This is a genomic window from Arthrobacter sp. A2-55 (assembly GCF_025548615.1).
GTDB classification, from domain to species: Bacteria; Actinomycetota; Actinomycetes; order Actinomycetales; family Micrococcaceae; genus Specibacter; species Specibacter silviterrae.
The window spans coordinates 36,258-62,085 of record NZ_JAJLOZ010000009.1; the positions used below are offsets into that span (position 1 = coordinate 36,258).

General features: G+C 67.0%; 25 protein-coding genes, 1 tRNA gene and 2 riboswitches. Of the genes, 13 read left to right on the forward strand and 13 right to left on the reverse strand.

The features are described from left to right. The first annotated feature begins 18 nt into the window (after nt 1-18). The 4 genes from LPN03_RS04440 (at nt 19) to pabB (ending at nt 4,296) form a co-directional block, all read left to right on the forward strand. On the forward strand, nt 19-1,062 hold the full coding sequence (locus tag LPN03_RS04440; protein ID WP_262453260.1) for a WXG100 family type VII secretion target: 1,044 nt from the start codon (nt 19-21) through the stop codon (nt 1,060-1,062). Between the two features lie 44 nt (nt 1,063-1,106). Continuing rightward, nucleotides 1,107-1,781, forward strand: a complete 675-nt coding sequence (locus LPN03_RS04445) for a hypothetical protein (RefSeq protein ID WP_165181673.1) — start codon at nt 1,107-1,109, stop codon at nt 1,779-1,781. Next, entirely contained in the window at nt 1,778-2,116 is a 339-nt protein-coding gene (locus LPN03_RS04450; RefSeq protein WP_165181674.1) for a hypothetical protein, read from the forward strand. The genes LPN03_RS04445 and LPN03_RS04450 overlap by 4 nt, the downstream gene beginning before the upstream one ends. Nucleotides 2,117-2,193: 77 nt before the next feature. Beyond that, complete coding sequence (pabB, locus tag LPN03_RS04455; RefSeq protein ID WP_262453261.1) at nt 2,194-4,296, forward strand: aminodeoxychorismate synthase component I; 2,103 nt, start codon at nt 2,194-2,196, stop codon at nt 4,294-4,296. A 16-nt stretch (nt 4,297-4,312) separates the two neighbouring features. On the opposite strand, the gene cls is transcribed toward pabB, so the two are convergent. Next, nucleotides 4,313-5,770, reverse strand: a complete 1,458-nt coding sequence (gene cls, locus LPN03_RS04460; protein WP_205678139.1) for a cardiolipin synthase — start codon at nt 5,768-5,770, stop codon at nt 4,313-4,315. 108 nt (nt 5,771-5,878) lie between these two features. On the opposite strand from cls, the gene LPN03_RS04465 reads away from it, so the two are divergent. Further along, nucleotides 5,879-6,796: an aminodeoxychorismate lyase gene (locus tag LPN03_RS04465; RefSeq protein ID WP_262453262.1), complete on the forward strand. Its 918-nt coding sequence runs from the start codon at nt 5,879-5,881 to the stop codon at nt 6,794-6,796. On the opposite strand, the gene LPN03_RS04470 is transcribed toward LPN03_RS04465, so the two are convergent. Further along, the gene (locus LPN03_RS04470) at nt 6,768-7,421 is read right to left on the reverse strand and encodes a Pr6Pr family membrane protein (RefSeq protein ID WP_262453263.1); all 654 of its coding nucleotides are present in this window, start codon (nt 7,419-7,421) and stop codon (nt 6,768-6,770) included. The genes LPN03_RS04465 and LPN03_RS04470 overlap by 29 nt on opposite strands. 124 nt (nt 7,422-7,545) lie before the next feature. Continuing rightward, nucleotides 7,546-7,667: riboswitch (SAM riboswitch) on the forward strand. An 82-nt stretch (nt 7,668-7,749) separates the two neighbouring features. Between LPN03_RS04470 and LPN03_RS04475 the strand changes: the two genes are divergently transcribed. From LPN03_RS04475 to LPN03_RS04485, 3 genes are all read left to right on the forward strand, one after another. Beyond that, nucleotides 7,750-8,010, forward strand: a complete 261-nt coding sequence (locus LPN03_RS04475) for a DUF1737 domain-containing protein (protein WP_262453264.1) — start codon at nt 7,750-7,752, stop codon at nt 8,008-8,010. Further along, nucleotides 8,007-8,399 (forward strand): rhodanese-like domain-containing protein, encoded by a 393-nt coding sequence (locus LPN03_RS04480; RefSeq protein ID WP_262453265.1) that lies wholly within the window; start codon nt 8,007-8,009, stop codon nt 8,397-8,399. Before LPN03_RS04475 ends, LPN03_RS04480 begins: the two co-directional genes overlap by 4 nt. 92 nt (nt 8,400-8,491) lie before the next feature. Next, complete coding sequence (locus LPN03_RS04485; RefSeq protein ID WP_262453266.1) at nt 8,492-9,703, forward strand: O-succinylhomoserine sulfhydrylase; 1,212 nt, start codon at nt 8,492-8,494, stop codon at nt 9,701-9,703. Nucleotides 9,704-9,884: 181 nt separating this feature from the next. On the opposite strand, the gene LPN03_RS04490 is transcribed toward LPN03_RS04485, so the two are convergent. From LPN03_RS04490 to LPN03_RS04505, 4 genes are all read right to left on the reverse strand, one after another. Beyond that, nucleotides 9,885-11,417, reverse strand: coding sequence for a UDP-N-acetylglucosamine 1-carboxyvinyltransferase (locus LPN03_RS04490; protein ID WP_262453267.1), 1,533 nt, complete (start codon nt 11,415-11,417; stop codon nt 9,885-9,887). A gap of 250 nt (nt 11,418-11,667) precedes the next feature. Beyond that, entirely contained in the window at nt 11,668-12,465 is a 798-nt protein-coding gene (locus LPN03_RS04495; protein WP_262453268.1) for an energy-coupling factor transporter transmembrane component T family protein, read from the reverse strand. Next, nucleotides 12,462-14,132, reverse strand: a complete 1,671-nt coding sequence (locus tag LPN03_RS04500; RefSeq protein ID WP_262453269.1) for an ABC transporter ATP-binding protein — start codon at nt 14,130-14,132, stop codon at nt 12,462-12,464. Before LPN03_RS04500 ends, LPN03_RS04495 begins: the two co-directional genes overlap by 4 nt. Before the next feature lie 3 nt (nt 14,133-14,135). Continuing rightward, nucleotides 14,136-14,762 carry an ECF transporter S component gene (locus LPN03_RS04505; RefSeq protein ID WP_262453270.1) on the reverse strand — a complete coding sequence of 209 codons (627 nt, stop codon included), beginning with the start codon at nt 14,760-14,762 and terminating at the stop codon, nt 14,136-14,138. Between the two features lie 46 nt (nt 14,763-14,808). Then, nucleotides 14,809-14,926: riboswitch (TPP riboswitch) on the reverse strand. Nucleotides 14,927-15,159: 233 nt separating this feature from the next. On the opposite strand from LPN03_RS04505, the gene LPN03_RS04510 reads away from it, so the two are divergent. Next, nucleotides 15,160-15,420, forward strand: a complete 261-nt coding sequence (locus tag LPN03_RS04510) for a DUF4235 domain-containing protein (RefSeq protein ID WP_165181685.1) — start codon at nt 15,160-15,162, stop codon at nt 15,418-15,420. On the opposite strand, the gene mnhG is transcribed toward LPN03_RS04510, so the two are convergent. From mnhG to LPN03_RS04540, 6 genes are read right to left on the reverse strand one after another with little or no spacing between them, the layout of a single operon-like run. Next, nucleotides 15,417-15,773, reverse strand: coding sequence for a monovalent cation/H(+) antiporter subunit G (gene mnhG, locus LPN03_RS04515; protein ID WP_262453271.1), 357 nt, complete (start codon nt 15,771-15,773; stop codon nt 15,417-15,419). The two genes, LPN03_RS04510 and mnhG, sit on opposite strands and share 4 nt — an antisense overlap. Continuing rightward, complete coding sequence (locus LPN03_RS04520) at nt 15,770-16,045, reverse strand: monovalent cation/H+ antiporter complex subunit F (RefSeq protein ID WP_165181687.1); 276 nt, start codon at nt 16,043-16,045, stop codon at nt 15,770-15,772. The genes mnhG and LPN03_RS04520 overlap by 4 nt, the downstream gene beginning before the upstream one ends. After that, complete coding sequence (locus tag LPN03_RS04525; protein ID WP_262453272.1) at nt 16,042-16,614, reverse strand: Na+/H+ antiporter subunit E; 573 nt, start codon at nt 16,612-16,614, stop codon at nt 16,042-16,044. The genes LPN03_RS04520 and LPN03_RS04525 overlap by 4 nt, the downstream gene beginning before the upstream one ends. 8 nt (nt 16,615-16,622) lie before the next feature. Continuing rightward, nucleotides 16,623-18,245: a Na+/H+ antiporter subunit D gene (locus LPN03_RS04530; RefSeq protein WP_262453273.1), complete on the reverse strand. Its 1,623-nt coding sequence runs from the start codon at nt 18,243-18,245 to the stop codon at nt 16,623-16,625. Further along, on the reverse strand, nt 18,242-18,748 hold the full coding sequence (locus tag LPN03_RS04535) for a Na(+)/H(+) antiporter subunit C (protein ID WP_165181690.1): 507 nt from the start codon (nt 18,746-18,748) through the stop codon (nt 18,242-18,244). Before LPN03_RS04535 ends, LPN03_RS04530 begins: the two co-directional genes overlap by 4 nt. Continuing rightward, nucleotides 18,745-21,765: a Na+/H+ antiporter subunit A gene (locus LPN03_RS04540; RefSeq protein WP_262453274.1), complete on the reverse strand. Its 3,021-nt coding sequence runs from the start codon at nt 21,763-21,765 to the stop codon at nt 18,745-18,747. The genes LPN03_RS04535 and LPN03_RS04540 overlap by 4 nt, the downstream gene beginning before the upstream one ends. A gap of 164 nt (nt 21,766-21,929) precedes the next feature. Here LPN03_RS04540 and LPN03_RS04545 point away from each other — a divergent pair, with 164 nt between their 5' ends. After that, nucleotides 21,930-23,255 (forward strand): MFS transporter, encoded by a 1,326-nt coding sequence (locus LPN03_RS04545; protein ID WP_410468557.1) that lies wholly within the window; start codon nt 21,930-21,932, stop codon nt 23,253-23,255. A 10-nt stretch (nt 23,256-23,265) separates the two neighbouring features. Here LPN03_RS04545 and dcd read toward each other — a convergent pair whose 3' ends face one another. After that, nucleotides 23,266-23,841 carry a dCTP deaminase gene (gene dcd / locus LPN03_RS04550; RefSeq protein ID WP_165181693.1) on the reverse strand — a complete coding sequence of 192 codons (576 nt, stop codon included), beginning with the start codon at nt 23,839-23,841 and terminating at the stop codon, nt 23,266-23,268. A 129-nt stretch (nt 23,842-23,970) separates the two neighbouring features. Between dcd and LPN03_RS04555 the strand changes: the two genes are divergently transcribed. The 3 genes from LPN03_RS04555 (at nt 23,971) to LPN03_RS04565 (ending at nt 25,823) form a co-directional block, all read left to right on the forward strand. Then, entirely contained in the window at nt 23,971-24,456 is a 486-nt protein-coding gene (locus LPN03_RS04555) for a cation:proton antiporter regulatory subunit (protein WP_165181694.1), read from the forward strand. A gap of 8 nt (nt 24,457-24,464) precedes the next feature. After that, nucleotides 24,465-25,655 carry a cation:proton antiporter gene (locus LPN03_RS04560; protein ID WP_165181695.1) on the forward strand — a complete coding sequence of 397 codons (1,191 nt, stop codon included), beginning with the start codon at nt 24,465-24,467 and terminating at the stop codon, nt 25,653-25,655. 97 nt (nt 25,656-25,752) lie between these two features. Further along, nucleotides 25,753-25,823, forward strand: a tRNA-Gly gene (locus tag LPN03_RS04565). The last annotated feature ends 5 nt before the right edge of the window (nt 25,824-25,828 follow it).

The window sequence follows — 25,828 nt, forward strand, 5'->3', positions numbered from 1 at the left end:
TCCGGGAAGGCACCTTTGGTGAATGACACAATGCTTGGCGCGGACCCGCAACAGCTGCGCGAGCTGGCCAAGGAATTTTCCCGCGCGTCGCAGCGGCTGCGGAACGTGGGCAGTGACCTGACACAGCGCATCAACCGGCCGGGCGGCTGGAACGGGCAGGACGCCGACCGTTTCCGGCACCAGTGGAATTCCAGCCACCGCCCCACCATCACGTCCGCGTGCAAGGGCTTCGACGACGCTGCCACCCTGCTGCTGCGCAACGCGGAGGAGCAGGAAAAAGCCAGTTCCGCGTCCGGCTTGGGCGGACCCGGGTTTCCAGGGTTTCCGGGGCTGCCGGGCTTCCCCGGGCTGCCAGGCTTTCCAGGCTTTCCCGGCGCCAAGCCGCCCGGATTGCTTGGCGGGATCCTCACCAACGGCGCACTGGGCACAGGTGAAACGGCGGGTGGCTGGTATACGGCACTGGGCGGCATGAGCAATCTGCTCCGGCTGGGCCCAGAACTGCGGCTCATGGGAAGCTTCAACACCCTTGAGCAGGCCTTGAAGGTTTCCCGCCTGGCCGGCGCGTTCGGCACCCTGGACGATTTCGTGGCCGGCGGAAACTGGGGTGCATTGGCCCAACGCGCCAGCCAGTTCATGGGCGACAGCGCCATCGCCGGACGAATCGGATCATTGGCGGGCCCGCTGGAAACCGCAGGCAAGGTCCTCGGCCCGGCAGGTGCCGTGCTTGGCGTCCTGACGGTCGGCACGGACATTGCCAAGGGCGACTACGGGCGCGCCGGTTACGACGGGGTGGTGACCGGGCTGGGCATTGCCGCCCTGTGCACACCGCCCCCGGCTGATCTTGCCTTGGGTGCTGCCGCGGGCGTCATGGCCGTCGGCGAGTTGGCCTACGACAACATCCCATTTGTGCACGACGCCGTCGACTCCACCGTTTCCGCAGTGGGAGACACCGCAACAGCCGTGGGCCACGCGGCCTCCGACGCGGCTGGCGCCATTGGCAACGCAGCCTCCGACCTTGGCCATGGCGTGGCCAAGGTGGCCAAAGACCTCTGGCCCTTCTGATCCGCCCACGGCACCCCACACTTCAATTGCAGGGAGAAAACACGATGACTGAGACAAACACAGCCGCCGCCGAAGGCACCGCCACGGTGTCGCCGGCGGTTGTCGGCTATGGCGCCGCTGAGGTCATTTACCTCATTTCCCAGGGTTCCGCCGGACTGAAGGAGAGGAACGCGGAGGCCCTTCAGGTCCGCCCCGGCGTCCTGACCGAACAAATTGCCGCCCTTGGCGCGTCAAGCCTGCTGGCCCGGGGCGAAATAGTGGCCAACGGGGAGGCGATGGAGCTGCGCGGAGGCGCCCGGATCCTCAACCAGGCACTCAATGCCGCCGTACGGTGGACGGAGGTGGCCATGGTCAACGGCACCGGAGTGGAAGCCGCCCTGTACATTCAGTCCCGCGACGTTTCGGTCTTCCTGCAGCCGGCCGCACTGAGCACCTGGTTCATGGTGGTCAAGGATCCGCAGGCGGGGGACGCCCAGATGCTCAAGCAGGTCATGGACAGCAACCTCGAACGCCACCCGGAGTCCGCAATGTACTTCGGGTCCCAGCTCATCGGGGGCCCCAAGGACCACCTCTTTGTCCGCGCCTCCGGCAACGGGCAGTGGGATGTGGCCCAGGTGGAGAATCCCGGGGAACAGGAACGGGACGACGCCGTCCCCACAGACCGCCTGCTGGCCCGCCTTGCCGAACTGCTGGCCCTTCCGGCGGAGGTTGCCAAGTGAGCACGAACGGCTATGGCCACGCCCCCGTGCCGTCCAACGACGCCGCCAGCCTGCGCGAACCCATGCCGTGGATGAGCCGGCGGCGCACCGGTGGCGCCTACCGCCTGCCCGGCATCCAATACCCCATCGGTTCCATCAGCTATGGCGTGGTGTTGATCGCCCTGGGTGTGGTGGCACTGGTGGCCACTGCGGGCGCGGGTTCCGGTGCGCTGGCAGCAGGGATCCCCATTTTCCTCATTGCTGCCGGCCTGGGCGTCTGGATGGTCATCATCGGCGCCGTCCGCTGGCCCTGGTACCGAAAGTACATCCAGCAGCACGGCCACCCTCCGTTCTAGGCGGCGCCCGCGCCCTCGATAGACTGGCCCCATGAGCAATGCCTGCCGGATCACCACCGCTTTCACGGGCCCCGCCCGTGGCTGATCCCCGCCCGGTGATCATCGCCGTCGACGGCCGCTCCGGAGCCGGCAAGACCACCGTTGCCCTGGAACTTGCCGCCCTGCTGCGCCGCCACCGCACCGTCTCCCTGTTCCACCTCGAGGACATATATCCCGGCTGGGACGGGCTGGCGGACGGGGTGGGCAGCTACGTTTCCTCCGTCCTGGAACCCCTCCACCGGGGCCTCCCCGCGCAGTGGACTGCGTGGGACTGGGCCGGGAAGCACGACGGCGACTCCCGCACCACCGCTGTTGCCGACGTCGTGCTGGTGGAAGGGGTCGGGGCGGCCCACGCCAGCGCGCGGCCGTACCTGGACGCCGTCGTGTGGGTGGAAGCAGCTGCCGCAGAAAGAAAGCAGCGGGCCCTGGCCCGCGACGGCGACACCTACGCGCCGTTCTGGGACCGCTGGGCCGAGCAGGAGGACAGGCTTTTGGCCGGGGACGCGGTGGCCGCCGTGGCGGACATTGTGGTGGACGGCACGAACGGGGTTGCCGCCGCCCCGGAACGTGTCCTCACGGCCCTGGCCGGGCTGCCGGCACTGGAAGCGCTGCTGGCCCCGGAGCTGGCGCGCCGCCGCGGGCTGGCATTTTCGGCGGAACGGGTGGCTGCCCATCCCGCCGCGGCGGATCTCTTTGCCGCCCTTTTCGGGGATTCGCCCGACGCCGTGTGGCTGGACAGCTCCATCGCGGACGGCGGCGGAGATTCCGGGCAGCCGGCAGGCCGTTCCCGGTTTTCCATCATGGCGGACGCCTCCGGCAGCTTCGGCCAGACTGCCACCCACGCAGATGGTGTGACAACCGTCCGGGCAGGCCAGGTGGCAGCCCGGATCCACGGGCCGTTCTTCCGCTGGCTGGACTCTGTCTGGGGGCGCCGGGCGGTGCGCACCCCGGAGCACTTCCCGGCGGAGTTCACATTGGGGTGGCTGGGATACCTGGGCTACGGGCTCAAGGCTGAAACGGGCGGCGCAGCCGAAGCACCGCCTCCCGGGGCAGCAAGCGGGACCCAGGCTCCGCCGTCGTCCGTGCCAGCCGCGCAACCCGCGGCCGCCCTGCTGTTTGCCGGGCGCGCCGTGGTGGTGGACCACCAGGAAAAATGCCTGTACCTGCTGACCCTGGCCGACGCCGGGCTGCCCGCCTCCGTCGCGGAAGCGGATTCGTGGACGTCGCAGGTGCGGGCCATGCTGGCGCAGCTGCACCAGGCGGACCCCCCTGCCTTGCCGCCAGCCCCCGCATTCAGCATCCGGGACGGCGAGGCGCGGTACAAGGCCATGATTGCCGCCTCCCTGGGCGAAATCCGTGACGGCAATTCCTACGAGGTGTGCCTGACCACGCAGCTCGAGGCGCACAGCGGCGGCCGGGTGGACGGCTGGGCCGCGTACCTGGCCCTGCGCAGCCGCAACCCTGCCCCGTTTGCCGCGTTCCTGCGCTTCGGCGGCACAGCGGTGTGCAGCACGTCCCCGGAACGCTTTCTGCGCATCGATTCCGCCGGGCTGATGCGCGCCGAACCCATCAAGGGCACCCGACGGCGCGGTGCCGGCCCGCAGGAGGACGCTGCGCTGAAGGCGGAGCTGTCATCGTCGCTGAAGGACCGGGCGGAAAACGTCATGATCGTGGACCTGCTCCGCAACGACCTGTCGCACTACGCCCTCCCCGGCTCCGTCACCGTCCCGCGGCTGTGCGCCGTGGAAAGCTACGCCACGGTCCACCAGCTGGTCAGCACCATCGAGGCACAGCTGGCGCCCGGCAATTCGCGGGCGCAGGCACTGGCTGCGGCGTTTCCCGCCGGCTCCATGACGGGAGCCCCGAAAATCAGCACCATGGCCATACTGGACCGGTTGGAGGCAGGCCCGCGCGGCATCTACTCCGGCGGCATCGGCTACTTTTCACTCAATGCTGCCATGGACCTCTCCGTCACCATCCGCACCCTGGTCCTGCAGGACACGGACGACGGCGGCACGCACCTTTCGCTGGGCATCGGCGGCGCCATCACGGCCGACTCCGACGACGACGCCGAATGGCAGGAAATCCAGGCCAAGGCCTACGGAGTCCTGTCGACCCTGGGCGCCACGTTCCCGGGCTGACTGCCGCGAGACTGGGTTACTGCAACGTGGCGGTCAGCCGGGCAACGTTGTCCACGTACCGGGCCAGGATGGGCCGGTTCACCCATTCGTCCAGGTACAGCTGGCGGGAGACCGCCCGGTAGTGCTCCTCGACGTCGTGCATGGCCAGGACCACGTCCTTGTCGATCATCATGACGGAGACCTCGAGGTTGAGCGAGAAGCTGCGCATGTCCATGTTGGAGGAACCGATCACGGCCACGTCGGAATCCACCGTGAAGTGCTTGGCGTGCAGCACCAGCGGCTTGGGGTAGAGGAAGATCTGCACCCCGGCCTTGAGAAGGGCCTCGTAATAGGAGCGCTGCGCGTGGTGGACCAGGAACTGGTCGCCCTTTTCGGAGACGAACAGTTCCACGCGGACCCCCCGCTGGGCCGCCGTCGTAATCGCGTACAGCAGCGAATCATCCGGCACGAAATACGGGCTGGAGATGGTGATCCGCTCCTCCGCCGAGTACAGCAGGGTGTTGAACAGGCGGAGGTTGTTTTCCGTCACGAACCCCGGCCCGCTGGGCACCACCTGGCACAGCACGCCTCCCGTGAACGAGTTCCAGTGGTGCGTGGCCAGCTGGGACTCCAGGTTTTCCTCGGTTTCACTGGACCAGTCGGTGGCAAACATAACGTTGAGGGTGCCCACAATGGGCCCCTCAAGGCGCGACATCAATTCCACCCATTTTCGGCCCAGCTTGGCATTGGCCTTCTTGCGGTAGGACGGCTCAATGACGTTCTGGGAGCCGGTAAACCCGACACGGCCGTCCACCACCAGGATCTTGCGGTGGTTGCGCAGGTCCGGGCGGCGCCACTGGCCCTTCACAGGCAGCAGCGGCAACATGCGCCGCCACTGGATCTCGCTGGCCTTCAGCCGGCGGATCATGTCCCGGTACCCGGGCACGCGCAGCGAGCCAATGTGGTCGAACAGGACGCGCACCCGCACCCCGCGCGCGGCGGCAGCCTCCAGTTCGCGGAACAGGTTCTCGGTGGAGCTGTCCGAGCTCATGATGTAAAACTCGGCGTTGACATAGTCCGTGGCGGTGCGCACCTCCGCAGCCATGGCGTCCAGGGATTCCTGGTAGCCGCGGATCAGCTGCACGGAATTGCCGCCCAGGGCAGGGAAGGAGCCCAGGTTGCGGTTGAGTTCCACGGCAGAATTGATCCACGGGGGCCCGTCATAGGGCGGCACCTGTTTGGCGATCTCCCGCGTCCCCTCCACCACCCGAATGTTGACCGCCGCCTGCGTTTCGCGCCGGCGGCGGGAGAGCCGGAAATTGCCAAACATCAGGAACAGGACCAGGCCCACGTAGGGCAGAAAGAAGATGCACAGCAGCCACGCCATGGCGGTGGTGGGGCGGCGGTTGCCGGGAATCACGCCGAGCACCACAATCCGGATCACCAGGTCCACCAACACGGCGAGCGCGGACAGCCAGGCGTTGGTGGTGGGCAAGGTAAACACTGTCCAGATCAAGCAGGCCTCCCCATGTCATGCGTCAGTGAGAACAGCCTACCGGTGGAGGCGCCCGGCGGCGGAACCGGTGGCCAGTATGCTCAAGTCATGACAGTTTTGGTGTTTCTTGACCCCGCTTTCCCCGACGGGCGCGTGGCCGACTCCGGCACGCCCGCGATCCTCGCCACGGACCAGGGCGTGACCCGCGGCGACGGCATCTTCGAGTCCCTGCTGGCCGTGAACGGCACGCCCCGCAAGGTGCAGGCACACCTTGACCGGATGGCCCGTTCCGCCCGCTCGCTGGACTTGGACATCCCCGACGCCGGCACCTGGCTGCGGGCCATTTCGACGGCGGCCGCCACCTTTGCCTCTGCCTCCCCCCAGGGCCCGGATGAACACGGCAACACCAACATTGTCATCAAGCTCATCGCCACCCGGGGCCCGGAGGGCGCCAACGCCACCACGGCATGGGTGCAGGCCTCCGCCGTGCCGCCGCTGCTGGCCGAGCAGCGCGAGAAGGGCCTGGATGTGCTGCTGCTGGACCGCGGCTATGACAGCACCATTTCCCACCGGGCCCCGTGGCTGCTGCTGGGGGCCAAGACGCTTTCCTACGCCGTCAACATGGCCGCCCTGCGCCACGCCCACTCCCACGGCGCGGATGACGTGATCTTCACCAGCGGTGACGGACACGTGTTGGAGGGGCCGACGTCGTCCGTCCTGCTGGCGCAGTTGGCGGACCGCGGCGGCGCCCCGGTCAAGCGCCTCATCACGCCCAACCTGGACAGCGGCATCCTGCCCGGCACCACGCAGGGGGCGCTGTTTGCCGCCGCGAAGGAGGCCGGCTGGGAGCTGGGGTACGGGCCCGTGGAGCCGCAGGACCTGTTCGACGCCGACGCCGTGTGGCTGATTTCCAGCATCAGGCTGCTGGCTCCCGTGAACACCATTGACGGACGGGCTGTGGGCACGGCGGACGTCCGGTCCAGGCTGACGGCCGAACTCAGCGCCCTGCTGGCACAGACCCACTGACGGCGTTCGGGGCAATCAGGGGGCGGAGCTTGTTGCCGGCCACCACCAGCACGGCACTGACGGCAAGGAACGCAACGGCGATGAGCACACAGGTGAGCGCCACCGTGCCGTAGCCGCCGTTGGCCGGGTTCAGGAACGGGTAGGCGTACCAGTTGATGGCTGCGCCGCGTACCAGCGAGTAGGCCAGATAGGCCACGGGCAGCACGAGCACCAGGCCCAGCCGCCTGAACGCGATGGGCAGCCGCGGCGACTGCACCAGCCAATCCAGCACCACGGCCACGGGCATCACGTAGTGCAGCCACGTGTTGATCCACGGCAGCAGCGAGCCCAGGTCCACGTCGCGCAGGAGGGCGCTGAACACGATGCCCACCAGCGCCATGCACACCACGGAGGCGCAGCGGGCCAGCTGCCACAGCGGACCCAGCTCGCGTCCGCGCCAGGCCAGCACGGACTCCACCAGCAGCACGCAGGCGGCAAAAATGTTTGACAGGTTCGTGAAGTAGCTGAAGAAGTTCAGCACATTGAAGCCGTGGCTGATGTGGATGCCCAGCTGGATGCCCACGGCGGCCAGGGTCACCGCGCCGAGCAGGAAGCGCAGGGCGGCAAGTACGCGGCGTAGTGTCATGGCTTCATCCTGCCACGGACCCCGCACGGCAGGACCCGGGTGCGGGCGCCGATTTTGTCATGTTGCGCCACATTTCGCTGCTGCATTAGTGACGGCACGGGGTGCGCGTGTTATTTTTCAAGGGAGTAATGAGCGCCAGCGCCAAGCCCTGACTTGCTGGCCGGCAACCCACTTTTTCGTTCGGGGTGCCTCAGGTGAATACTCGGCAAACCCGGCAATCAGCGGCCGCGGTTGCAAGCGCGAACGCCCGATGTGCCCTTTTGCATGTGTGGAAACGCCGTACGTACATTGCGCTTGCAGCAACGTCCGCCTGCACTCAGGAGCTCGCATGTCCGCTGACGAATCCCCCCTCGCCTACCGCCTTATCACCGGCCCCGACGACCGTTCCTTTTGTGAACGGATCTCCGCAGCCCTGGCCGAAGGCTACATTTTGCACGGCAGCCCGTCGGTGACGTTCAACGGCGCCTCCGTGATCGCCGCCCAGGCCGTCATCCTGCCGCACGCCGTGGCCTCCTCCGACGCCGCCGTCGCCAATGCCGTCCAGGAGCTGGAAGACCCTGAAGAGTTCGACGGCGAGGGAATCGCGTGAGCTACGCCGGAGACCTGGTCCCCGCCCAGGCATGGGACAAGCTGGGCGAGGGCGCCGTGCTGGTGGACGTGCGCACTGACGGCGAATGGACCCACATTGGCGTCCCCGATGTCTCCTCCCTGGGTGCCGAGCCGGTGTTCATCCAGTGGAACCTGGCCAGCGGGGCCCCGAACCCGGCGTTCCTCTCGGAGCTCCAGGCCGCGGTTCCGGCGGAGACCCCGCTGGTCATCCTGTGCCGTTCGGGGGCGCGGTCCGTTGCCGCCGCCGAGGCCGCCACGGCTGCCGGCTACACGGCCTTCAACGTCCTGGAGGGCTTTGAGGGCGTGCCGGACAGCTACGGCGACCGCATTGTCAACGGCTGGAAAAACCGCCACCTGCCCTGGAAATAAGCGCCCGGGGCGCGCGGCCCCGAAGCTGGCACCACCTGGCACCACCTGGCACCACCTGGCACCACCTGCGAAAACTAAGGAATGACACGCAATTGAGCAACTTTAATGAGCACGCCGCATCATGGGCCGACAGCACCCAGGCCGTCCGGGGCGGGCTGGACCGCAGCAACTTCCAGGAAACCTCCGAGGCCATCTTCCTCAATTCCGGCTTTGTGTACGAATCCGCCGAGGCCGCCGAGCAGTCCTTCACGGGCGAGGTGGACCGCTTTGTGTACTCCCGTTACGGCAATCCGTCCGTGGCCACGTTCCAGGAACGCCTGCGGCTGCTGGAGGGCAAGGAAGCCTGCTTCGCGACGGCGTCGGGCATGTCCGCCGTGTTCACCGCACTGGGTGCCCTGCTGGGGGCCGGCGACCGCGTGGTGGCGTCCCGCTCGTTGTTCGGATCCTGCTTTGTCATCCTGAACGAACTGCTCCCCCGCTGGGGCGTGGAGACCGTGTTTGTGGACGGCCCGGACCTGGAGCAGTGGCGTTCGGCACTGAGCGTTCCCACCACCGCCGTGTTCTTTGAGTCGCCGTCCAACCCCATGCAGGAAATCATCGACGTGCAGGCGGTGTGCGAGCTCGCCCATGCGGCCGGGGCCCAGGTGGTGGCCGACAATGTGTTTGCCACCCCCCTGTTGCAGCGCTGCGGCGACTTCGGCGCGGACATCGTGGTCTACTCCGGCACCAAGCACATTGACGGGCAGGGCCGGGTACTGGGCGGCGCCATCCTGGGGACCAAGGAATTCATCGACGGCCCCGTCAAGAACCTGATGCGGCACACGGGCCCGGCGCTGTCCGCGTTCAATGCCTGGGTGCTGACGAAGGGCCTGGAAACCATGGGCATCCGCGTGGCCGCATCCTGCGCCAGCGCCCTGGCCCTGGGCGAGTTCCTCGAGGCGCAGCCGCAGGTCAGCCGCGTCATCTACCCCTTCCTGCCCTCGCACCCGCAGCATGAGCTCGCGAAGAAGCAGATGAAGGCCGGCGGCACGGTGCTCACCTTTGAGCTGGCCGAGCCCGATGGCGGCACCCGCAAGGAAGCCGCCTTCAGGCTCCTGAACGCCCTGGAAATTGTGGACATTTCCAACAACCTGGGCGACACGAAGTCCCTCATCACCCACCCGGCCACCACCACGCACCGCGCCATGGGTCCGGAAGGGCGGGCCGCCATCGGCCTCTCCGACGGCTTCCTGCGCCTCTCCGTCGGCCTGGAGGACCTGGACGACCTCAAGAAGGACCTCGAAAGGGCCCTCGCAGCAATCTAGCCCCCCCGTCGAAGTTGGAGATAACCACCCCTCCGCCCGTCGAGATTGGAGATCACCACCGATGAGGTGGGTGGTTATCTCCAATCTCGACGGTTGGGGCGGTGGTTATCTCCAATCTCGAGGACGACGGCGGCCGGTGACCTTTCGCGCGAAAGGTCACCGGCCGCCGTCGTGCTTGGACTTAGTCCTGGAAGTATTCGATTTCGGCGCCAACGGTGTTCAGGCGCTCGGCCAGGTCCTCATAGCCGCGCTCGATCACGTAGATGTTGCGCAACTCCGACGTTCCCTTCGCGGCAAGCATGGCCAGCAGGATGCAGGCGGCGGGGCGGAGGGCCGGCGGGCAGCCGATCTCCGCCGAGCGCCACGCGGTGGGGCCCTTGATGTCAATGCGGTGCGGATCCAGCAGCCGCACGCCGGCGCCAAGCCGGTTCAGCTCGGTCAGGTAGATGGCGCGGTTCTCGTACACCCAGTCGTGGATGAGCGTGGTGCCCTCGGCGCAGGAGGCGATGACGGCGAAGAAGGGCAGGTTGTCGATGTTCAGGCCCGGGAACGGCATGGGGTGGATCTTGTCCGGTGCGGCGTGCAGCTCAGAGGGCAGGGTGGTGATGTCCACCAGGCGGGTCTTGCCGTTGCGGGCCGTGTATTCGGCGGACTTGCGGTAGTGGAAGCCCATCTGCTCCAGCACCTTGAGCTCAATTTCCATGAACTCAATGGGCACGCGGCGCACGGTGACCTCGGACTTAGTCACGATGCCGGCGGTGATCAGGGACATCGCCTCGATGGGGTCCTCGGACGGGAAGTACTCAATATCCACGTCGATGCGGGCCCGGCCGCGGATGGTCAGCGTGGTGGAGCCCACGCCTTCCACGTGCACGCCCAGCCCCTGCAGGTAAAAGCACAGGTCCTGGACCATGTAGTTAGGGCTGGCGTTGCGAATCACGGTGGTGCCCTCGCGGTGCGCGGCGGCCATGATGGCGTTTTCGGTAACGGTGTCCCCGCGCTCGGTCAGCACAAAGGTGCGGTCGCTGTGATCGCTGAGCGGGGCCTGCACCTGGTAGAAACCGTTGTGCGCGGTAACGGCCAGGCCAAATTCGCGCAGGGCCTGCATGTGGGGCTCCACCGTGCGCGTGCCCAGGTCGCAGCCGCCGGCGTAAGGGATGCGGTAAATGTCCTGCTGGTCCAGCAGGGGGCCCAGCAGCATGATGACGGAGCGGGTGCGCTTGGCTGCCTCCACGTCCATGGAGGCCAGGTCCAGCACTTTGGGGCGGCGGATCTGAAGGTCGGTGGCATTGAGCCACTTGCACTCGACGCCAATGCTGGTGAGCAGTTCAACAATGCGGTTGACCTCCTCGATGCGGGCCAGCCGGCGCAAAGTGGTGGTGCCGCGGTTGATCAGGCTGGCACACAACAGGGCCACGCCGGCGTTCTTGCTGGAGTTGACGTCCACGCTGCCGGAGAGCTCGCGGCCGCCGTGCACGCGCAGGTGGGTCACCACGTTCTTGGGTGAATTTCCCACGTTGACAATGTTTCGCCCCAGCAGGGATTCCATGCGCTGGATCATCTTCAGGCTAAGGTTTTGCTTGCCCTGTTCCATGCGTGCCACCGCGCTCTGGCTGGTGCCCAGTTGCGCCGCGAGTTCCAGCTGGGTCCAGCCTTTGTCGTTCCGGGCGTCGCGGACCAATACACCGACGGTTTCTGCAGCCACTTGAGTCATAACACTTTTATATCATGGGACGCATATTTTGCAGGCATTTCGTGACCTTTACAGCAATTTGGTACTTTGTAGGCCAAGATTAGCCATTGCATGCGATAAGTCTATTCGGCGGCCTAATTCGCAAACCGTCTCCCACTACGGTACTCCCCCTGCGGACATTCCGTGCGCAACGCCGAGACAGCGGATGCGCGCCGAGATCCGCAGGATATTCCATCCGGTCTCGGCGTTGATCCGCTGTCTCGGCGGAGGGTTAGCCAAACACAGGATTCCACGTTCCCAGCACGACGGCGGCCCCCACCGACACGGCCACCATCACCAATCCCCCTGCCGCCACCGCGGCGTCGCGCCGCGTAAAGACGGATTCGCGGGCCCACGTGCGGGGCCCGGCGCCAAAGCCCTTGGCCTCCATGGTGACTGCCAGTCGGGACGCCCTGCGGATGGCCTGGACCAGAAGCGCCAGGGCCTGCCCCAGGGACGCGCGCAGGCCGCTGAAGAAGCCGGGCTCGCTGCCCACCCCGCGGGCGCGGCGGGCCATGCCGAGGGTCTGCCATTCGGCCACCAGCAGGCCCACCAGGCGCATCGCAGCCAGGGCACCGAGCACAAAGCGGTGCGGCAGGCGGAGCTTCTGGGCCAGCGCGTCCGCCAAGTCGGTGGGATCGGTGCTGGCCAGGACAATGATCCCCGGCAGGGCGATCGCCAGGCCGCGCAGCGCAATGGCCACACCGGACTCCACGGAACCGGTGGTGAACAGGAGCGGCCCTGCCGAAAGGAGCACCTCGCCCGTTTTGGGTGCCAGCAACGCCGTGCCGTAGCCGCCCACCACGGCGGCCAGCAACACGGGCCAGCCCCGACGCAACAACAAGGAGGCGCCCAGGCCGGCCAGCGGAAGCAGCAGGCATTCCAGCACCAGGGCCGCCGTGGCAGACACCCAGTCCACGCTCAGGAGCAGGGCGACGGTGATGGCCATGGCGGCGCCCAGCTTGGCCAGCGGGTTCGCCCCCGCCAGCCAGGCGTTCGACCGGGGGGCGGCAAGAACATCCACGCTCATCTCCGCACCCCCGTCTGCGACACAGGCTCCGCCACGGGCTTCGGTGCAGCCCCCGGCTCAGCCCCCGGCTCGGCCGCCGGCAGGGTCATCCGCACGTGGTTATCTCGAACTTCAACAGGAGGGTCCACGGGCGAGCCGAGGACCAGCCGGGCCCCTCCCAACACCTGGGTGAAGGCGGAGTCGTGCGTCACGGACACCACGGCAGTGCCGGCGTCGAGCAGTTCGGTCAGCAGCGAGGCCAGCTCGGCCCAGGTGTTGGCGTCCTGGCCGAAGGTGGGCTCGTCCAGGACCAGCACCTGCGGACCGGCAGCCAGCACGGTGGCCACGGACAGCCTGCGCTTTTCGCCCCCGGACAGCGTGAAGGGGTTGGCGTCCGCCACGTGGCCCAGGCGCAGCCGCTCCAGCAGCCCGTCCGCGGAGGCCTCCCCCCGGCCCAGCAGCCGCGGCGCAAACAGCAGTTCATCGCGCACGGTGCCCGTCACAAATTGGTGCTCCGGTTCCTGGAACACATAGCCGATCCGGCTGATCAGCTCCCGCCCGCGCCATTTCAGCGGCGCGCTGCCGGCACCACGGGCCAGGGCCGGGCTGGCTTCCAGGCGCCCGCCCACGGCCGGCAGCAGCCCGGCCAGGGTGAGGGCCAGCGTTGATTTCCCGGCGCCGTTGGGCCCGGTCACGCTGAGGGCCTGCCCCGCGGAGATCCGCACGCAAGGCACGACGGCGGCCGGCACGGCCGGGTGCCGTCGCGTCCCGGCCTGCCGGGAGACGGCCAGGGCCTCCGCGTCGAGCAGTAGGTGGGAACCGGCGTCGTCCGTGGCCGAAAAAGTCCGCGGACGCACGGCGGGAACCCGGCCCGGCACCCAGACCCCGGCGGCGGCCAGCATGCCGGCTGCCTGGGCCAGGACCTCCGCGGGGGCGCCGTCCAGCAGCACGCCGCCCGGCTCCCCGGCACGCGCGGGCGCCAGCACCACAATCCTGTCCACCACGTCCAGCCAGACGGAGACGCGGTGCTCCACCACCACCAGGGTGGCCCCCGTGGCATCGAGGCTGCGCCGGACCGCGTCGTGGACGTCCACCACGCCGGCGGGGTCAAGGTTGGCGGTGGGTTCGTCCAGCAGGAGCAGCCCGGGGCGCATGGCCAGCATCCCGGCCAGGCCCAGCCGCTGCTTTTGCCCGCCGGACAGGGCGGAACTGGAGTGGTCCAGCGGCAACTTCAGCCCCACCTGTTCCAGGGCTTCCGGTACACGCCGCCAGATTTCCTCCCGCGGCACGGACAGGTTTTCCGCACCGAAGGCCACGTCGTCGCCAATGCGGGAGAGGACCACCTGGGCGTCGGGGTCCTGCTGCATGAGCCCGGCGCGGCCGCGGGATTCCGCCACGGGCGCGCCGTCAATGAGGAGCGTGCCAAACTCGTCGGCACCCTCCTCGCCGCCCAGCACACCTGCCAGGGCGTGCAAAAGCGTGGACTTGCCGGCGCCTGAGGGTCCCAGCAGCAGCACCCGTTCGCCGGGTGCGATCTCCAGGTCAAGATCGTGGATGGCCTTGGCCGGGCGGCCTGCGTGCTGCCAGCCCCACCCCCGGGCACTGACCCGCGCCGGGGCGCTCCGGCCCGGGGCGCTCAGTGCCGGGGCACTCCGGGCCGGGGCACCTCGGCCCGGCTGGCGGGCCATTCCCTACACCACCGGTTCGGTGGCAGCCCCGCGGGAGGGCAGATTGGCCAGGGCGCCGGTGCGGGCCAGCCCGCGCACTGCCAGCCAGGAGAGCAACCCGGCCAGCACAGCCCCGGAAATGGCGCCGAACACGGTGTAGACCAGCTTCCAGGGGAAGTCCCACACCACGTTGTAGACCAGCGAATCGTTGATGCCCATGGCCACGCCCGCCAGCGCACCGGCCAGCAGTGCCACGGGCAGTGTGAAGCGGCGGTAGCGGAAGGCGGCAAAGGCCACTTCCGCGCCGAGCCCCTGGACCAGGCCGGACAGCAGCACGGTAAAGCCAAAGGAACTGCCCAAGAGCGCCTCGACAATGGCGGCCACTATCTCGCAGTACAGTGCGGCGCCGGGCTTGCGGATCACCAGTGCGCCGATCACGCCGGCAATCAGCCAGCCGCCGCCGTACAGGCCGGCAAGGGGCGGAAAGGCCACGGTGAAAGCGGCGATCACGCCGTAGCCGGCGGACCACAGCCAGAAGACGACGCCCACGGCCACGGACAGCACGGAGGCCACCACAATGTCCACCACGCGCCACGTGGATTTGGGTGCTGACTTGGAGTTTGCGGAATTGCCCGCGACTGACTTGCTCATGTTTCCTCCTTTTCAGGAGGGGCGGCCGCGGCGGTATTTCCGCGCAGCCGAAGAGAACTCGACTCCCTTCGCCGGTACTAGCCGGAGCAGGTTCGAGGGTCTGCGGCGAACCGCACTCTCAGCGCCGGTTCCCGGGTCGGGATGACGCTCCCCTGTCGTGTTGAATTGCGGCTTTAGTCTACCCGCACGGCCGGTTGGCGGCGAATGTTGATGACGCACGACGGCGGCGGGGCGCCCTGGGCGGGCGGCCCACCGCCGTCGTGCTTGGCTTGGAGGGGCGGCGCGGCAATGGCCCGTCCATATTTTCCCTCAGCGTTGACCGCTGTCGAGGGCAAACGGTTAGGCTAGCAACAGGTCCACCACCGCGTCACCCCGCCCCACCCCAAGGAGTGTTTTTGTGAATATCGTGTTCAAGCTGCTCGGCACGGGCGTCAGCGTGGCTGCCGGGTTTGTGGCCAGCAAGATCGTTGACACCGCGTGGGAAAAGAGCACCGGCAACAAGCCGCCCAAGGACGGAGCCAATCTGGAAAACAGCCTCCGCTCGGCACTCACCTTTGCCCTGGTTTCCTCCGCCGTGGCCGCCATCATCCAGGTCCTGGCCGGGCGCACCACCCAAAAGGCCATTGCCCGCTTCAACCAGCACCCCGAAGAGGTCTAGGCGCCGCCTTCTTCCACAACGGCCTCTACCACGTCATTGAGCTCGTCCACCGTGAGGAGTTCGGGGCGGCGGTGCTTGGTGCGGTAGCCGGCGCGGCCCACCATGTGAGCGGACACCGGCACCGTCAGCAGCTGGAACAGCCAGGCCACCAGGAGCGCGGGCAGCAGCGACCAGGCCTGCAGCTGCAGCGCCACGGCGGCCAGCATCAGGAACAGGCCCAGCACCTGCGGCTTGGTGGCGGCGTGCATGCGGCTCATCAGGTCAGGAAACCGCAGCAGTCCGACGGCTGCGGCCAGGCTCATGGCGGCCCCGCCCAGCAGGCAGATGGCCGTCAGCACATCAACCACGTTCATGCTTCCTCCTTGCGGTGCGCCACGAAGCGGGCCACCGTCACGGAGCCAATGAATCCCACCACGCTCAGGACCACCAGCAGCGCCAGGTTGTCCGTGTGGTGCTTCAGTGCCATGTCGGTGGCCAGGGCGGCGCCGAAAATGGCCAGCAGGACGTCCGCGGCGATGACCCGGTCCAGCAGCGACGGCCCGGCCGCGATGCGGTAAATGGTGCCTGCCGCCGCCAGGGACAGCACGACGGCGACAATTACGCCCACTGTTCCCAGTCCCGTCATGGTTCCTCCCTCGGGGCGTGGTTATCTCGAATCTCAACGGTGAGGGCGGCAAGTTCCTCGCGGCTGCCCATGATGCGGATCAGCCGGGCCTCGATGTCCCGGATCCCGGCCCGGGCCTGCTCCACACTTTCGGCCGTGGGCGTGTTCATGGCGTGCATGTACAAGGTGGCGGTGCCGCGGTCCACCTCAACCACCAGGGACCCCGGGATCAGCGACAGCACGTGGCCGGTGGCCGTCATGAGCAGGTCCGAATGACTGCGGAGGGGGACGGCGATGACGGCATTTCGGATGCGCGGCCCATGCGCCACAGCCCAGTATGCAACCAGGGCGCTGGCCACCGTGACTTCCTTGAGGAACCACATCACAAACACCAGGGCGTGCAGCACGTTGAAGCGGCCGCTCAATTCCACGGGAGGCAGATAAAACGCCTGCGAGACCCCCAGGGCAATCAGCAGGCCAAAAACCAGGTTGCCGGGGCTGAAGTCCTGCCACAGGGCACCCCACACCACCACCAGCCAAATGAGCAGCGGCAGCCGCTGCCACGTGCGGCGCTTGCGCACAGCGTCCACGGTCCGCCTCATGGAGCACCCGCCCCCAGCACGGCCGCAATGTAGGGCGTGCGCGCAAGCATGGCGTCCGCCGCCTGCTGGCTGAGCTCAAACAATGGCCCGGCGAATACACTGAGCGCCACGCCCAGCACCACCAGGCCCAGGGTGGAGTAGACCATCATTTTCGGCAGGATCGGGATCTCGTTCTCCCCGGCGAACCGGCCTTCGGTGGCGTCAACATACCTGCTGGTGCGCAGCGCCCGCATGCTCCGCCTGCCGGAGGCGTCCGGGGCCGTGGCAAGCAGCACGGGGTCAGGGTCCTCGGCGTCGGCCGTGCTGCGCCAAAACACGCGGTTCCACACGCGGGCCATGACCAGCAGCGTCAGCAGGCTGGCCGCCACGGCGCCCACCACCAGCACGTACGCCATGGGCGAGCCGTCCGCCACGCCGGCCTGCAAGAGGCCCAGCTTCCCCAGGAATCCCGAAAACGGCGGGATGCCGGACAGGTTCATGGCGGGGATGAAGTACAGCGCGGCCAGCAGGGGGGACAGCTTGGCCAGCCCGCCCAGCCGCGAGATGGCGGAGGTGCCGCCGCGGCGCTCCACCAGTCCCGTCACCATGAACAGGCTGGTCTGGATGGTGATGTGATGGATGATGTAGAAAATGGTGGCGGCCAGGCCCAGCACTGATGAGAGCGCGACGCCGAAGATCATGTACCCGATGTGGCTCACCAGGGTGAAGGAGAGCATGCGCTTGATGTCCGTCTGGGCCAGCGCACCCAGGATGCCCACCAGCATGGTCAGCAGGGCCGCCCACATCAGCACGGTGTTGAAATGGTCGGAGGGGAACAGCAGGGTCTCCGTGCGGATGATCGCGTAGACGCCCACCTTGGTCAGCAGCCCGGCGAACACCGCCGTCACGGGTGCCGGCGCCGTGGGATAGGAGTCAGGCAGCCAGAAGGAGAGCGGAAAGACGGCAGCCTTGATGCCAAAGGCCACCAGCAGCAGCACGTGCAGCAGTTGCTGGGTCCCGTGGTCCAGCTGCCCCAGCTTGATGGCCAGGTCGGCCAGGGTGACGGTTCCCGTGGCGCCGTAAATCATGGCAATTGCTATCAGGAACAGCAGCGAGGACACCACGCTGACCACCACGTAGGTGATCCCCGCCCTAATGCGCGATCCGGTTCCGCCCAGCGTCATAAGCACGTAGCTGGCCGTCAGCAGGATCTCAAAGCCCACATACAGGTTGAACAGGTCACCGGCCAGGAATGCGTTGGACACGCCGGCCACCAGGATCAGGTACGTGGGGTGGAAAACAGACAGGGGCCCGCCTTCCTCGCCGTCGGCCGCGCCCTGGCCGGACGCATAGGCCAGCACCGCCAGGCTGACAGCGGAGGAAATGACCAGCAGCAGCGAGGAGAACTGGTCCGCCACCATGACGATCCCGAACGGCGGCGCCCAGCCGCCCAGGTGCACTGCCACGGGGCCGGACTGCCAGACAAAGGCGAGCACCAGCACTTCCAGTGCCAGGGTCACGGCCAGCGTGCCCAGGCTGACCCGGCGCTGGATGCGCGGCTGGCGGATCAGCACAAAGGCCAGGGCTGCGCCCAGGAAAGGCAGGACGACGGCGAGCGGCGCCAGGGATGCGATGCTCATTCCCCGCCTTCCTTGACGGCGTGGTGCACTGCTGCCTTCTTCAAGGTCACTTCGGGAATCATCTCGCGGCTGCCCGCCGGCTGGTTGTTTTCATGGAAGTCGGACACCTCAATGGCAATTTCGGAGTCTTCCTCGGCGTCGAACAATTCCTGCCTGGCAACACGGCGGTCTTCCCGGTCATCCTGGATGTGGTCAGCCCGGCTGAGCAGCCATGACCGGTAGATCAGGCTGAGCATGAAGGCCGTGACGGCGAAGGAAATCACAATGGAGGTGAGGATGAAGGCCTGCGGCAGCGGATCGTTGTATGCCGTGGCGGGAATATCCTTGCCGAAGATCGGTGCCAGCCCGGCGTAGCCGCCCGTGGCCAGCAGCAGCAGGTTGGTGGCGTTCGCCAGCAGCATCAGGGCCAGCAGCACCCGGGTCAGGCTGCGTTCCAGCAAGAGGTAGATCCCGATGGCGTACAGCACGCCCATGACCAGCAGCAGTGTCAGGTTGACGCTCACCGGCCCACCTCCAGCGGCTCGTCGTCCTCAATCAACGTGATGTCCCCAATGCCGTCCTCCTCATGCTGGTCAATTTCCGAACCCAGGCTCCGCAGCACGTCAATCACCAGGCCCACCACCACCAGGTACACGCCGATGTCGAAGAGGGTTGAGGTCACAAACTTCACGTGCCCGAACACCGGCAGGTCAAAGGAGAGGATGGCGCTTTGGAACACCTCGCCGCCCAGAAACAGGGGTGCCAGCGCCGTCAGGGCAGCAGCCGCCAGCCCAAGTCCCAGCAGGGTTCCGGCCGACACCCGGGTGGCCTCCGCCAGCTCAAAGCGCCCGCCGGCCAGATACCTGATGGTCAGGGCCAGCCCAGCCACGAGTCCGCCGGCGAAGCCGCCGCCCGTGCCGTTGTGCCCGGCCAGCAGCAGGTAGATGGACAGCACCATGATGCTGTGGAACACCAGCCGGGTGACCACTTCAATGATGATGGATCGCCGCTCGGGGGCCAGCGTGCGCCCGGCCACCAGCCACGGGTTGCCGGGCACCACGGCAAAGCGCCTGGCCAGTTCTGCGACGGGGCTCGGGGACCCATCCGGCACGCCAACGCGCCCAATGCTGCCCGTTTCCACGGTCTCGGCCCGGGCCAGCCGCTGTCCGCGTCCACGGACAAAGATCAGGCTGGCAACACCGGTTGCGGCAATGGCCAGCACCGAAATTTCCCCAAAGGTGTCCCAAGCGCGGATGTCCACCAGGGTCACGTTCACCACGTTGAGGCCTCCGCCGCCGGTGTACGCCAAGGCGGGCAGGCCCAGGCTGACGGGCGTGGCGATGCGCGATCCCATGGCCACCACCCCCACCACCACCATGACGGCGCCGAACGCGGCCCCCAGGATGACCCGGAGCAGCTTGTGGCTCCCGCGGGTGCGTTCTCGCAGGCCCGGTGGCAGGGAGCGCATGGCCAGCACAAACGCCACCAGCACAATGGTCTCCACCAGCATCTGCGTCAATGCCAGGTCCGGGGCGCCCTGGAGCGCAAAGATCAGCGCCACGCCGTAGCCGGTGACCGAAACCATCAGCACGGCCATGAACCTCTTGCTGGCGCGGGCCGCCGCTAAGGCACCGACCACAATCACCACGCCCGCGATGACCTGGAAAGGGGTTCCGCCATCCACCGTGTAGTGCCGGCCCAGCCAGTCCGGTCCCGTGGTGGCCAGCACGGCGCTCACGGCGGCAATGGCCGTGCCCAGGATGACTGCCAGGTAGAAGAAGAGCGAACCGCGCTGCGTGCGGCCGGTCACCCAGATGGCCACCAGGTCCAGCACCACAATGGCCTGCCGGTAGAGGCGTTCCAAATCCACCAGCGCCGGCATCCGCGCCTGCAGCGACTCAAACCGGCGGCGAAGCAGGAACAAGGCCAGGCCGCCGCCAACCACCACGGCGCTCAAGACCAGGGGCAGCGTCACCCCGTGCCACAACAGCAGGTGCTGCGGGTGTGGGTCATTGGCCGGAAACGGGGCGCTGTACGGCGCAATCCAGCGTTCCGCCAGCTGCGGATATGCGCCATAGGCCACTGTTAGCAGGCTGAGGAGTGCGGGCGCGCCAAGGAACAGCCAGCCCACGGATTTGAAGGGTGTGTCGGCCACAGGCGCGGCGGCCCTGCCCCGGGCGGCCCCGCCCGGGGCGGGACGTTTCCGGGCAAAGCCGCCCCACAGGAAGCGGGCGCTGTAGGCAAACGTCAAAATGGATCCAATGACCAACAGGGCCAGCACCGCGACACCTGCCGCGTGCCCGGCGGAGCCGTAGCGGGCATGGGCCTCAAAGGCCGCAAACACGGATTCCTTGGCCACAAATCCTGCCAGTGGCGGCAGCCCTGCCATGGAGGCGGCCCCAATCAGGGCCACCACGCCCAGCGCGGGCGCGGAGCGGAACACCCCGGACAGCTCACGAATGTCGCGGGTCCCGGACTGGTGGTCAATGATGCCCACCACCAGGAACAGCGCCGCCTTGAACAGGCCGTGGGCCAGCACCATGGCCATCCCCGCCAGCGCCGCCTCGCGGCTGCCAAGGCCCACCACCACCATCAGGAAACCCAGCTGACTCACGGTGCCGTAGGCGAGGATGAGCTTGAGGTCATGCTGCCGCAGCGCCCGCCAACCGCCCACCAGCATGGTGGCCAGGCCCAGCACCGTCACCAGGAGCTGCCAGTGCGCGGTGCCGGAAAAGCCGGGGGCCAGTCGGGCTACGAGGTAAATGCCCGCCTTCACCATGGCGGCGGCGTGCAGGTAGGCGCTCACGGGTGTGGGTGCGGCCATGGCCCCCGGCAGCCAAAAGTGGAAGGGCAGCAGCGCGGACTTTGTCACGGCCCCCACCAGAATCAGCGCAACGCCGATGTCCAGCACGGTGCCCGGCGTGCCCGTGGCCGCCACAAGCTGCGGCGCCCTGTCCAGCACGTCGGAGATGCTGTACGTCCCGGCACCCTCGCCCACCATGATCAGCCCCACCAGCATGGCCAAACCACCAAAGGTGGTGACCACCAGTGCCTGCAGCGCCGCGCGACGGGCGGCTATGCGGGTGCGGGCATATCCGATCAGCAGATAGGAGAGGACAGTGGTCAATTCCCAAAATACGAACAGGAGAATCAGGTTATCCGCTGTCACCAGCCCAAACATGACCCCCGCAAAAGCCAGCAGCTGGGCACCAAAGCCGCCCAGGCCGGCGTCGTCCGTCTTGAAATAGCGTGCGCAATAGGCCAGCACCAGCGCGCCAACACCGAGCACCAGCAGGCTCATGAGCCAGGCCAGCGCGTCCATGCGGAACGTCAGGTTGACGCCCAGGGCGGGGATCCAGGGGATGTCCAGCACCGGATTGATGCCTGTGGCGGAATATACGGCCCCGTACTGGGTCAGCAGCCAGGCAAAGCTGGCGGCGGGGACGGCTGCCAGCACGTAAAACGCGGCGCGGCCCCATCGGGAAAAGAAAATGGGCGCGAGCAAAGCCATGATGAAATGTGCACAAAGGACAATCAACAAGGTGGACTCCGCAGGGTTCGGGCAGGGACGTCTGAATCACAGTAGAGGTCGGTTCCCGACCTTCCCAGCCTATCAAGGGCCATTGCACCGGCCCCGGGCGGCGCGGTGAACCGTTGCGTTAATGTGACAGCATTCACCGCGACGGGGCGGATAGCATGTGCCGTATGACTCAGTTCCCGCAGGCCATGGATTTCCCACCTGCCGCAGCGGACACCCCGCCGGGCACCAAGCGGCAGATCGTGGCGTGGTCCGCCTGGGACTGGGGTGGCGCGGCCTTCAACTCCGTCATGACCACCTTCATTTTCACGGCCCTGTACCTGACCGGCAAGGATTTCGGCGGCGCAGACCATGCCACGGCTGTCCTGGCGTTTGCCCTGTCGATCTCCGGGTTCGCCATCGCCCTCCTGGCCCCCGTCGCCGGGCAGCGAACGGACCACAGCGGCCGGCGAAAGCTGTGGCTGGGCATCAACACGCTCATCGTGGCCCTGCTCACCGGTGCGTGCTTCTTTGTGCAGCCGCATGAGTCGTACTTGCTGCTTGGCTGCATGCTCATAGCTGCCGGGCACGTGTTTTTTGAGATTGCCGGCGTGAACTACAACGCCATGCTGCTGCAGATTTCCACCAAGCACACCATCGGCAAGATCAGCGGCCTGGGCTGGGCGTCAGGCTACCTCGGCGGCATTGTGGCGCTGCTCTTCGTGTATTTTGCGCTGATCAAGCCGGAGGTGGGGATCTTCGGCATCACCTCCGCGGACGGCATGACCTACCGTGCCGTGGCCGTGTTCTCCGCCCTGTGGATCATCATCTTTTCGATTCCCGTGATGCTGGCCATCCCGGAAAGCGAGCCGGACCCGAACGAGCCCCATGTTGGCTTCTTCCAGTCCTACAAGGAGCTTTTCTGGACCATTGCGTTGCTGTGGAAGTCGGAGCGGCACACCGTGTACTTCCTGATTTCCTCCGCCATTTTCCGCGACGGGCTGGCCGCCATCTTCACTTTCGGCGCCGTGCTGGCGGTGGGATCGTTTGGTTTCAAGACCGGGGACGTGCTTATTTTCGCCATCGCCGGGAACGTGGTGGCCGCCGTGGGCGCCCTTTCCGCCGGCTTCTTCGATGACAAGTTCGGCCCCAAGGCCGTCATTGTCACGTCCCTGTGCGGATTGCTGGTTTCCGGCAGCGCCGTGCTGTTTCTCCACGGCAAGACGGCCTTTTGGGTCTTTGGCCTGATCCTGTGCCTGTTTGTGGGACCGGCCCAGTCGTCGGCCCGCACCTTCATGGGCCGACTGGCCCCGGAAGGGCAGGAGGGCGAACTGTTTGGGCTTTACGCCACCACGGGGCGGGCAGTTTCCTTCCTGGCACCGCAGCTCTTTGGCCTGTGCATTGTGCTGTTTGGCGCCCAGCGGTGGGGCATCATCGGCATCTTGGTGGTGCTGCTGGCCGGGCTGCTGCTGCTGTTGCCGGTCAAGGCACCGCCGCACGCCGCAGGGGCGTAACACCCGGGCGCTAGATTTTGGTGCGGTGAAAGTTCTTGAAGGACCGGGAGGCGGTGGGGCCGCGCTGCCCCTGGTAGCGGTTGCCGTACTGGCCCGAGCCGTAGGGGTGCTCCGCCGGGGATGAGAGCTGGAAGAAGCAGAGCTGGCCGATTTTCATCCCGGGCCACAACTTGATGGGCAGGGTGGCCACATTGGACAGTTCCAAGGTGATGTGTCCGGAAAAGCCAGGGTCAATGAAGCCGGCCGTGGAGTGGGTGAGCAGGCCCAGCCGGCCCAGGGAGGACTTTCCCTCCAGCCGGGCGGCCACGTCGTCCGGCAGCGTGACGGTCTCATAGGTGGAGGCCAGCGCAAACTCGCCCGGGTGCAGGATGAAAGCCTCCTCCGGATCCACCTCCACCAGGCGCGTCAGGTCCGGCTGCTCCTCCGAGGGGTCAATGTGCGCGTAGCGGTGGTTGTCGAAGAGACGGAAGTACCTGTCAATGCGCACATCAACGCTGGAGGGCTGCACCATGGCGGGTTCGTAGGGGTCCAAGACAATACGCTTGGCATCGATTTCGGCACGTATGTCGCGGTCTGAGATCAGCACCTTCTAAAAATAGCGCACATGGGCTCCGGGGCTGGTGGCACAGGACTTTTTGGACAGCTTCCGGCGTTATATTTTTGGGCGTTTTTATCTATCCCGCCGCTGCCCGCGGTGCACGACTAAAGTGGGACCATGAATATTGAAGAGACTCCCCTCCCGGGCATCGGTGTCCGGAGGGAGCTGCGGCTCGGAACGGGACGCCGCGTGGGCGTTGTCACCCACCGTGACGGCCACACGGAGCTGATCCTCTCCCGGGTGGACGATCCGGACACCTGCGCCGCGTCCATTCCGCTCAGCGCCGAGGAAGCCTCCGCCCTGGGCTCGTTGCTGGGCTCGGCGCAACTCATCGCGCAGCTGGCGGCGGAACAAAAGGACGTCCCCGGCGTCACAACCCACCAAATCCTGGTCCGCCCGGGCAGCACCTTTGCCGAGCGGCCCCTGGGCGACACTCAAATGCGCACCCGCACCGGCACCTCCATCGTGGCCTTGCTGCGGGACCATGAGGTCATTGGCTCCCCCCGCCCGGATGAAGTGCTGAAGACCGGGGACATGGTGGTCATTGTGGGGACCGATTCAGGACTCTTGGAAGCTGCTGCAATACTGCAGTCCCGGCCATAGGGTCCACCATGGATCCGACCACGCTCTCCCTCATCCAGTTAGGCGTAGTTTTCTTTGCGCTGGGATTTTTGGGACGCCTGGCCGGACGCATTGGGATGTCCCCTGTGCCGCTGTACCTGCTGGGCGGGCTGGCATTTGGTGAGGGCGGCCTGGTCAACCTGGGCGGGATCGACGGCTTCGCCCACATCGCCAGCGAAATCGGTGTCATCCTCCTGCTGTTGATGCTTGGCCTGGAATATACGGCCAAGGAACTCGTCACGGGCCTGCGGCAATCCTGGATGGCCGGGTTGCTCGATTTGGTGCTGAACATGCTCCCCGGCATTGCCATCGCCTTGATCCTGGGCTGGGGACCCGTGGGCGCACTGGTGATGGCCGGCATCACCTACAGTTCGTCCTCCGGCATCATTGCCAAGGTGTTGGGAGACTTGGGGCGGCTGGGAAACCGTGAAACACCCGTGGTGCTTGCCGTCCTGGTAATCGAGGACCTGGCCATGGCCGCCTACCTGCCCATTCTGACGGCGGTTCTGGCCGGGGTGTCGCTGCTGGGCGGGTTGACGGCACTGGGCATTTCCCTCGCCGTCATCTCGGCCGTGCTGGTCGGGGCCCTGCGCTACGGACACTTGGTCTCCACAGTGCTGGACAGCCCGGACAGGGAATCCTTCCTGCTCAAGCTGCTGGGGGCAGCGCTGCTGGTGGCCGGCATTGCCTCCGCCCTGCAGGTCTCCGCCGCCGTCGGCGCGTTCCTGCTCGGCATCGCCATCTCCGGTGGTACAGCGGAGAATGCCACCCGCGTGCTGGAACCCTTGCGGGACCTCTTCGCCGCCATGTTCTTTGTACTCTTCGGCCTGAACACGGACCCGCGCACCATTCCCCCCGTTCTGGGGTTTGCCCTCCTGCTGGCCGTGGTAACTGTCGCCACGAAGGTCATTACCGGCTGGTGGGCCGCCTGGCAACAGGGCATAGCGGTCATGGGCCGGGCCCGCGCCGGCGCCGCCTTGATTGCCCGCGGTGAATTTTCCATCGTCATTGCCGGGCTGGCGGTCGCTTCCGGCGCCGTGCCCGCCGAGCTGGCCGCCCTGGCCACCACCTACGTGCTGATCATGGCCGTTTTCGGCCCCGTTGCAGCCCGTTTCGTGGAGCCCCTGGTGCGCCTGTTCCAGGGCAAAAAGCAGCAAAACGATCCCGAGCTGATTTTCTAGCATGCCGCCCGGGCGGCCGGCACAGTGTACAAAGCACCCCTGAACATCCGCTAGACTTTTGTTCGATGTCCCCACTGCTTGACGGGGACGCTTCAGTGCGGGCGTAGCTCAATGGTAGAGCGCTAGCTTCCCAAGCTCGATACGCGGGTTCGATTCCCGTCGCCCGCTCAGCG